The 7,658-nt window shown below is 64.1% G+C and carries 8 protein-coding genes and 1 pseudogene; 3 read left to right on the top strand and 6 right to left on the bottom strand.

Going from position 1 to position 7,658, the window contains the following annotated elements:
• Together H8A95_RS40445 and H8A95_RS40440 are read right to left on the bottom strand one after the other, a co-directional pair.
• A pseudogene (locus H8A95_RS40445) lies at window positions 1-260 on the bottom strand (chromosomal replication initiator DnaA); the annotation flags it as partial.
• A gap of 94 nt (window positions 261-354) precedes the next feature.
• Window positions 355-897 (bottom strand): CDP-alcohol phosphatidyltransferase family protein, encoded by a 543-nt coding sequence (locus tag H8A95_RS40440; RefSeq protein ID WP_229188103.1) that lies wholly within the window; start codon window positions 895-897, stop codon window positions 355-357.
• Window positions 898-1,057: 160 nt separating this feature from the next.
• Here H8A95_RS40440 and purM point away from each other — a divergent pair, with 160 nt between their 5' ends.
• Both purM and purN read left to right on the top strand, forming a co-directional pair.
• Entirely contained in the window at window positions 1,058-2,131 is a 1,074-nt protein-coding gene (purM, locus tag H8A95_RS40435) for a phosphoribosylformylglycinamidine cyclo-ligase (protein WP_229188102.1), read from the top strand.
• Entirely contained in the window at window positions 2,128-2,778 is a 651-nt protein-coding gene (purN, locus tag H8A95_RS40430) for a phosphoribosylglycinamide formyltransferase (RefSeq protein ID WP_163151163.1), read from the top strand. The genes purM and purN overlap by 4 nt, the downstream gene beginning before the upstream one ends.
• Window positions 2,779-2,885: 107 nt before the next feature.
• Here the strand turns inward: purN and H8A95_RS40425 are convergent, their stop codons facing one another.
• Both H8A95_RS40425 and rnd read right to left on the bottom strand, forming a co-directional pair.
• Entirely contained in the window at window positions 2,886-3,089 is a 204-nt protein-coding gene (locus tag H8A95_RS40425) for a cold-shock protein (RefSeq protein WP_021079877.1), read from the bottom strand.
• Between the two features lie 432 nt (window positions 3,090-3,521).
• On the bottom strand, window positions 3,522-4,670 hold the full coding sequence (gene rnd, locus H8A95_RS40420; protein WP_229188101.1) for a ribonuclease D: 1,149 nt from the start codon (window positions 4,668-4,670) through the stop codon (window positions 3,522-3,524).
• Between the two features lie 696 nt (window positions 4,671-5,366).
• Between rnd and H8A95_RS40415 the strand changes: the two genes are divergently transcribed.
• Window positions 5,367-6,065, top strand: a complete 699-nt coding sequence (locus tag H8A95_RS40415; protein WP_229188100.1) for a hypothetical protein — start codon at window positions 5,367-5,369, stop codon at window positions 6,063-6,065.
• Window positions 6,066-6,116: 51 nt separating this feature from the next.
• Here the strand turns inward: H8A95_RS40415 and H8A95_RS40410 are convergent, their stop codons facing one another.
• A complete protein-coding gene (locus H8A95_RS40410) occupies window positions 6,117-7,271 on the bottom strand; it encodes an acyltransferase family protein (protein ID WP_229188099.1) in 1,155 nt (384 codons plus the stop codon).
• Window positions 7,272-7,339: 68 nt separating this feature from the next.
• On the bottom strand, window positions 7,340-7,658 hold a 319-nt coding region (locus H8A95_RS40405; protein ID WP_229188098.1), incomplete at its 5' end, for a chromate transporter.

The raw sequence follows: 7,658 nt of genomic DNA, 5'->3' as shown, positions 1-7,658 counted from the left end.
GTCGGCACCGCGTCGGCGGTCAGCGCATGCGCCGCGGTTGCGCGCGCGCCGGCGATCTCGGCCCAGATCGCGGCGAGGTGGCTCTTGCCGGAGCCTTCGGACCCCACCAGCAGCATAATTCGGTTCGGCCAGTCGGGCCAGCCGTCGATCAGCGCCAGCGCCGCCTCATTGGCGGACCCCTCGAGGAAATCGTCGCGGGTCAGCTTCTCCTCGTGCGGCAGGGCCAAGGCCAATTGACGAGGTTGAACGCTACCGGCCACGCAAATCTCCAAACCACGTTATTTTAGCATGATCCCTGCGCAAACGCTTCGCGTTTGTCGCGGGAAAGCCGGTTTCACTTTTCCGGATCGTGCGCTACCGAGCGTCGATCGTGCTCATGTGCCGCACCCACTCCACGAGATAGAGGGACACCGAACCCAAAGTAAAGATCGTGACCAGACCCATCAGGATCAGGTCGTAGGGATGCGGCTGAAAGCCGAAGCCGAGCGAGGCGAGCACCAGAGCCGCGAACGCGACCTGTGCCACCGTGTTCAGCTTCGACACCATCAACGGCTTCATCTCGACCGGCTTGTCGAACAACCATGACACAATCACGGCGGAGACGATCATGATGTCGCGCGACACCACGAGAATCACGATCCAGCGCGGCACCGCGCCCCAGATTCCGAGCGCGACATAGATCGACACCAGCAGCGCCTTGTCGGCGAGCGGGTCGAGCAGGGCGCCGAGCTCGCTCGCCATGTTGAAGCGCTTGGCAAGGAAACCATCGACCGCGTCCGAGACGCCGGCGATCACGAAGATCGCGAACGCGATCTCCATCTGGCTCGACACGATGGCCCAGACGATCACCGGCACCAGGATGATGCGGCCGAGGGTGATGATATTCGGAATGCTCAACTTGAATCGCTTCCCGGCTAGAAGCCTGATTTTACTCGATATCCGGCTCTTTTGCGCGGCGGCCGGGTGTTATCTACATAGTATCGCGACAGCATTGCCGCGAGCCATTGCGCGGGGGCGGAATTCCTCGTAACCAGCCCCTTATCATCTGGAATTGGGCATGACCGAGCGCAAAAACGGGCTCACTTACGCGGATTCGGGTGTCGATATCGACGCCGGCAATCGTCTGGTCGATCTGATCAAGCCGATGGTGCGAGCCACCGCACGGCCCGGCGCGGACGCCGAGATCGGCGGATTCGGCGGGCTGTTCGACCTCAAGGCCGCCGGCTTCAAGGATCCGGTCCTGGTGGCCGCGACCGATGGCGTCGGCACCAAGCTGAAGATCGCGATCGAGACCGGCATCCACAGCGGGATCGGCATCGACCTCGTCGCGATGTCGGTCAACGACCTCGTCGTGCAGGGCGCGGAACCGCTGTTCTTCCTCGACTATTTCGCCTGCGGCAAGCTCCATCCGGAGGCCACCGCGCAGATCGTCGCCGGGATCGCCGAGGGCTGCCGCGAATCCGGTTGTGCCCTGATCGGCGGCGAGACCGCCGAGATGCCTGGTCTCTACAAGGACGGCGATTACGACCTCGGCGGCTTTGCGGTCGGCGCGGCCGAGCGCGGCACGCTGCTGCCGACCGGGGATATTGCGGCCGGCGACGCCGTGATCGGGCTGGCGTCCTCGGGCGTGCACTCCAACGGCTATTCGCTGGTGCGCAAGCTCGTCGAGCTGTCCGGCATTGCCTATGACGCGCCGGCGCCGTTCGCGCCGGTCATGACGCTCGGCGCGGCGCTGCTGACCCCGACCAAGCTCTATGTGAAATCCTGCCTGCGCGCGATCCGCGAGACTGGCGCGGTGAGGGGGCTCGCCCACATCACCGGCGGCGGCTTCACCGACAACATTCCGCGCGTGCTGCCGAAACATCTCGGTGTCGGCATCGATCTGGCGCGGCTGCCGGTGCTGCCGGTGTTCAAATGGCTGGCGGAGCAGGGCGGCATCGCCGAGCTCGAACTGCTGCGCACCTTCAACTGCGGCATCGGCATGATCGCGATCGTCAAGCCGGACGCGGTCGATGCGGTGACCGAGGCCTTCACCGCCGGCGGCGAGACCGTGACGCTGCTCGGTGAGGTGATCGAGGCCAAGGGCGAGGATCGCGTGGTCTATAACGGTCATCTCGATCTCTCGCGATGAAGCGCCGCGTCGCCATCCTGATTTCCGGCCGCGGCTCCAACATGGTCGCGCTGATCGAGGCTGCCAAGGCTCCCGATTTTCCGGCCGAGATCGTGGCCGTGATCTCCAACCGCACTGACGCAGCCGGACTCGAGAAAGCGGCCGCGAGCGGCATTCCGACCATCGTCATCGAGAGCAAGCCGTTCGGCAAGGACCGCGCCGGCTTCGAGGCAGTGCTGCAACGGGCGCTCGACGACAGGCAGGTCGAGCTGATTTGTCTGGGTGGCTTCATGCGGCTGTTCACGGCCGAATTCGCGCGGCACTGGTACGGCCGGATGCTCAATATCCATCCGTCGCTGCTGCCGTGCTTTCCCGGCCTCGACCCGCATGGCCAGGCCGTGCGCGCAGGGGTCAAGCTGTCCGGAGCGACGGTGCATTTCGTGATCCCGGAGACCGACGCCGGACCGATCGTGATGCAGGGCGCGGTTACCGTGGCCGACGATGACACGGCCGAGACGCTCGCCGCGCGCGTGATCGGAATCGAGCATCGCATCTATCCGGAGGCGTTGCGGCTTCTGGCGAGCGGCCGGCTCAAGCTCGAAGGCGACCGCTGCAAGACGCAGGGCAGCGCCGCAACGGACAGCACACTGATTGCGCCGGCGCCTTAGCGCGCGGCTGCAAGTGAGATCCCCGAGAAGAATCCCCCGGGTGATGCTGCCGGGGGAGACAGCAGGATGAATTCCGCTAGCAGCGGCGATCAGTGAACCTTCGAGGTTCAGTGAACCTTGAGGTTCTCTGCCGACGCCTTGCCGCGGTTCTCCACCAGCTCGTACTCGACGGTCTGGTTCTCGTTGAGTGTGCTGAGGCCTGCGCGTTCGACCGCCGAGATGTGGACGAACACGTCCTTGTCGCCGACGGCCGGCTTGATGAACCCGTAACCTTTGGTCGGGTTGAACCATTTGACGGTACCCTTCGGCATCGTCTCTCTCCCAGTTTAGACATAAAAAAGACGCGGCCACGTTTTCCACGTGCCACGCCACAAGCGTGCTTTCCGCTGTCTGTTCGATTTCCGGGTCTTCAGATCCAAAGTCTTCAAGTCCGAAGTTTCGCCTCTCGAAGGCTTGGATATCGAAGCCCTGGATATCAACGTCGTGAAACGCACAGTCGAACGGCCGCAATCCGATTGTGAAGGGATTGCAACACGAAAATTGTCCCTTAGCAAGCGCGGTGGTTTCGCGTGACGCAACCTCAGCCTGTGCCGGCCGCTCTCCGCGGTGGAGGGTTCGGCCGGTGGCCGACGGTCGGTGGCGCCGGAACCCGGCGTGCAGCAAGCGAACGACGTGCGCTCTAGATATTGTTTTGACGCGTTTTCTTCACGCGAACCGGTGCCCACTTCGCTCGAAAACGCTCTTTAACCCCGATCGACCCGCACCACGCGGCCCTTGTCGATCGCGAGCGCGAGCTGGCCGTGCTTGAGCTTGAGCGCCGCTTCGCCGAACAATTCGCGCCGCCAGCCGTGCAGGGCGCCGACCTCGGCCTGATCGCTGGCCGCGATCTGCTCGAGATCGTCGACGGTGGCGATCACCTTGCTGGCAACGCCGTGGCGCTCCGAGGTCATGCGCAGCAGCACCTTCAACAGCTCGACGGTTGCCGCGCCGTTGGAATTGTTTCGGGGTTTTTCCAGCTTGGGGAGCGTCGCCTGGTCACGCGCGAGCCCGCGCTGCACGGCGGCAATGATGTCGGCGCCCCATTTCGAGCGCTCGAAACCCTTCGGCAGCGAACGCAGATTGCCGAGCTTGTCCAGCGAGGTCGGCGCATGGGTGGCGATATCGCCGACCGCATCGTCCTTGAGCACGCGCGAGCGCGGCACGTCGCGGCTCTGCGCCTCCTGCTCGCGCCAGGCGGCGACCTCGATCAGCACCGCGAGCTCGCGCGGCTTGCGCACACGGGTCTTGAGCCGCTCCCAGGCGCGCTCGGGATGGAAGTCGTAGGTCTTCGGCGAGGTCAGGATTTCCATCTCCTCGCTGACCCATTCGCTGCGGTCGCGCTTCCGCAAGTCGGCGTCGAGCGCCGCGAATACTTCGCGCAGATGGGTGACGTCGGAGACGGCGTAATGCAGTTGCTCTTCGCTCAGCGGACGGCGCGACCAGTCGGTGAAGCGATGGGTCTTGTCGGGGCGGTGGCCGGTGACGCGATCGACCAGCTGGTCATAGGCGATGCTGTCGCCATAGCCGAGCACCATGGCGGCGACCTGGGTGTCGAAGATCGGATGCGGGATCGTGCCGGAGAGATGCCAGACGATTTCGATGTCCTGTCGCGCGGCGTGGAAGACCTTGAGCACGGCCTCATCAGACATCAGCTCGAAGAACGGCTTGAGGTCGATGCCGGGCGCCAGCGCGTCGACCACGACAGCTTCTTCCGCGCTCGCCATCTGCACGACGCAGAGCAGGGGATAGTAAGTCGTCTCCCGCAGGAACTCGGTGTCGACGGTGATGACCTTGTGTTTGGCGAGCCGGTCGCAGGCGGCGGCGAGGTCGGAGGTCGTACTAATCAGATCCATGAAATATCCATGACGGCTTGACCCCACGCGTTCTGCCGAAAGGGCAGCTATGTCAAGGGTCTTGCAGGGATTTTGGCCCTGCATAAAGGGCAGAACGGGGCTTTCTTGCATGGCTCGGCATGTTCTCGCGGTCTCGCAGTGCGGAATGCACCCGAGGTTTGCCAATTTTCAGGCCCTCTCCTTGAAGAGGGCGCAGGGAAAGCCGGGTGCCGATCGCACCCATGGGCCCCGAGCAATGGGTAGAAAGCTCGGGGGTAGGACCACAGGTGTAACCGGAAACAACCCGGCTTTCCCTGCGCGATGGGTTACGGCTTATACGTGCTCTCCCCGGCGAGACTGGGCTTGGTTGTCACCGTCATCAGCGAGCCTTGCTGATGAGACACCTGCCGCTAGGGCGTCAGGCCTGCACGATTTCGCCGTCCGCCGCTGCCACGATCGTCAATCGCGCATCCGCGTCCACCGCATCTCGACCCACGTTCGTGACGACCGCGAAGCGCCCCTCGATCGGGTGAGACGGCAGATTCATACACTGAGTTGGATGTTCGGATAAATAGAATTATTTTTGCTGCGAGGGCTTGCGCCGTCGGGCAACTCAGTGATTTGCGATTTGGGGCTGAGCCCGGCTTGCCACGCGGATCATGGGTGCCGTACCCTGCAAAAGCAACCTGAAGTCGAATCGAGCAACAAGGAGCCGCCGTGATCGCGACGCAGCCCGGGGCTGTTACCGGCGAGTTGTTTCAAATCGCCTCTGATGTCCCGGAACATCGCCGCGATGCCGTGCTGGAGGACATCAACAGCATCATCGACACGAACTGGCTGACGCACGAACGATTTTGGTCGCGCCAGCACTCACCGTTCAAACCCGACCACGGCGTTGTTCTTCTCCAGCACGGGGCTGAATGTGTGGCTTATCTCATCATTCAGCGCCTAGCCGATGCCGGCACTCCCGTGATCTACCTGTCGGGCACCGCGGTCAGAGATGCGTATCGAGGCAGCGGTTTTTTCAAGCGGATGTTCGATACAGCAATGACGGCGGAGTTCGGTCATCCGGCGGCACCGGCAGAGTTCTGCCTGTGCTGGCGGACGCGCAATCCCGTCATCTACGTATTGGGCCGCACACAATGCCGAAGCGTCGTGCCGGCCATTCCAGCCGAGACGCGCGGCGGCGATCTCGATGATCTCTGCGCCAGGCTGGCCGCAACCCTGTACCCGCGTCAGATCATCGAGAAGACGACGATGGCGATGCGCGGTGCCTATGGCCAGCTTCGCTATCGTGATGAGCCGAGAACCCAAACGTCGCCGGATGTCGACCGGTGGTTCGCGCAGACCATTCCCGACAGCGCCGATGCAGTGTTTTGCGCCGGATGGGCCCCAAATCGCTGGTCGCGGCGCTGAGCAGCGGAGACGGCGCTCGCATCGATGCGCGGAATCGTGCCACCGGGAAACTCAGTGATTGGCGATCCGCCCGGCCTCCGCCGGCGCGGCGATGTGGCCCGGATCGATCCGGGCTTCGCCCGCGCGAATGCGCGAGGGCCATCCGTGCCGTGAGGCCAGCATCGTCAGTCTGTCCCTGACGAGGTAGTGCGCGGGAGCTTCGAGGAAGCGCCAGACGAACCACGCCAGCGCGACCATGCCGGCCACGACAAGCGCGGTCGATAGCGCGTCCGGCATTGGCGTGATCAGGAGCAGGATCACGTAGCCGAGCTGTAGATGCAGCAGATAGAGCGGATAGGTGATGCCGCCCGCGGCTCTGACGAAGCCGGCCGGCAGCGGCACGGACTTGATGCGCGTGGCGGCGAACACGATGCCGAGCGAGACGATGCAGATCAGGGTGACGACGCGCGGATCGAAGCTGCCATGGGTGTGGACGCCGAGCCGCTCCAGCTTGTGGACGGCCTGGAAGGTCGCCGTGCCCATCGCCAGCGTCAGCAGGCTGTAGAGCCTGGTGTCACGCCGTCCCCGATAATGTTCATAGATCAGGAGGCCAACGGCGAAGAAGCCGCTGTCGTCGGCCATGAAGAGTTTCTCGAACAGCGGAACGTCGAGCGTCAGCTCGTTGGCGAAGGTGATCGCGATCCATGCCACGATGATGATGTCGATCCGCCGCGGGAAGATGCCCCAGGCGAGCAACAGCGCGATCCAGGCGTAGAACACGACCTCGATCACCAGCGACCAGTAGGCGTCGTCCATGTAGGGCTGACCGAGCATCGGCGCCGCGACGAACAGGTTTGCCAGCCATTGTCCCCATGTCACGTGGAAATACGCGTGGCCCACCAGCCGCGTCGCGAGGAATGTCAGTGTCATGCAGATGACGAAGGTCGGATAGATCCGGCTGAAGCGGGCGATCGCAAAACCGATCGGCGTGCGGCCTTCAGCCGAGTAGGCAATGACGAAGCCAGAGATCGCGAAGAACACGGGGACGCCGAGGAAGCCGTACTGGGCGACCGGGGCGAGGTAGGGCAACGCCACTTTCTGAACGCCGTGCGATGCGGTGCCCCAGAAGCCGTAATGGTACAGGATCACGGCCCCGACCGCGGCGAGCCGCAGCAGGTCCAGCACAGGAACCCGGGCGGAATCCGGTAGTCTAGGGGCACTCGGCATACCCCGCCATCATGGTGGCCAGCCGTGAAGGCGTTCTTAATCCGGACCGCGAAGGCCGGCTCGTCCGTTCACGATTGCAGGAGCCCGGTGGCGATGCCGGCGGCCGCGCTGAGCACGACCACCACGAGCGGCGGCGCGCGCCATGCCGTGAGCAGGACGAAGCCGGCCAGCGCGATGCCGAAATCGAGCGGACGCTGCACGCTGCTGGTCCACACCGGACTATAGAGCGCGGCACCGAGGATGCCGACCACGGCTGCGTTGACGCCGCGCATCATCGCCTGCGCCGTGGGCTGCTTGCGGAAGCCATCCCAGAACGGCAGCGCCGCGAGCAGGATGAGAATTCCCGGCAGGAAGATGCCGACGAGGCCGACGACCGCGCCCGGCGCG

Source organism: Bradyrhizobium oropedii, assembly GCF_020889685.1.
Classification (GTDB): domain Bacteria; phylum Pseudomonadota; class Alphaproteobacteria; order Rhizobiales; family Xanthobacteraceae; genus Bradyrhizobium; species Bradyrhizobium oropedii.
The sequence above is the reverse complement of the archived record's forward strand: the minus strand, read 5'-3'. Positions and strand labels throughout refer to the sequence as shown.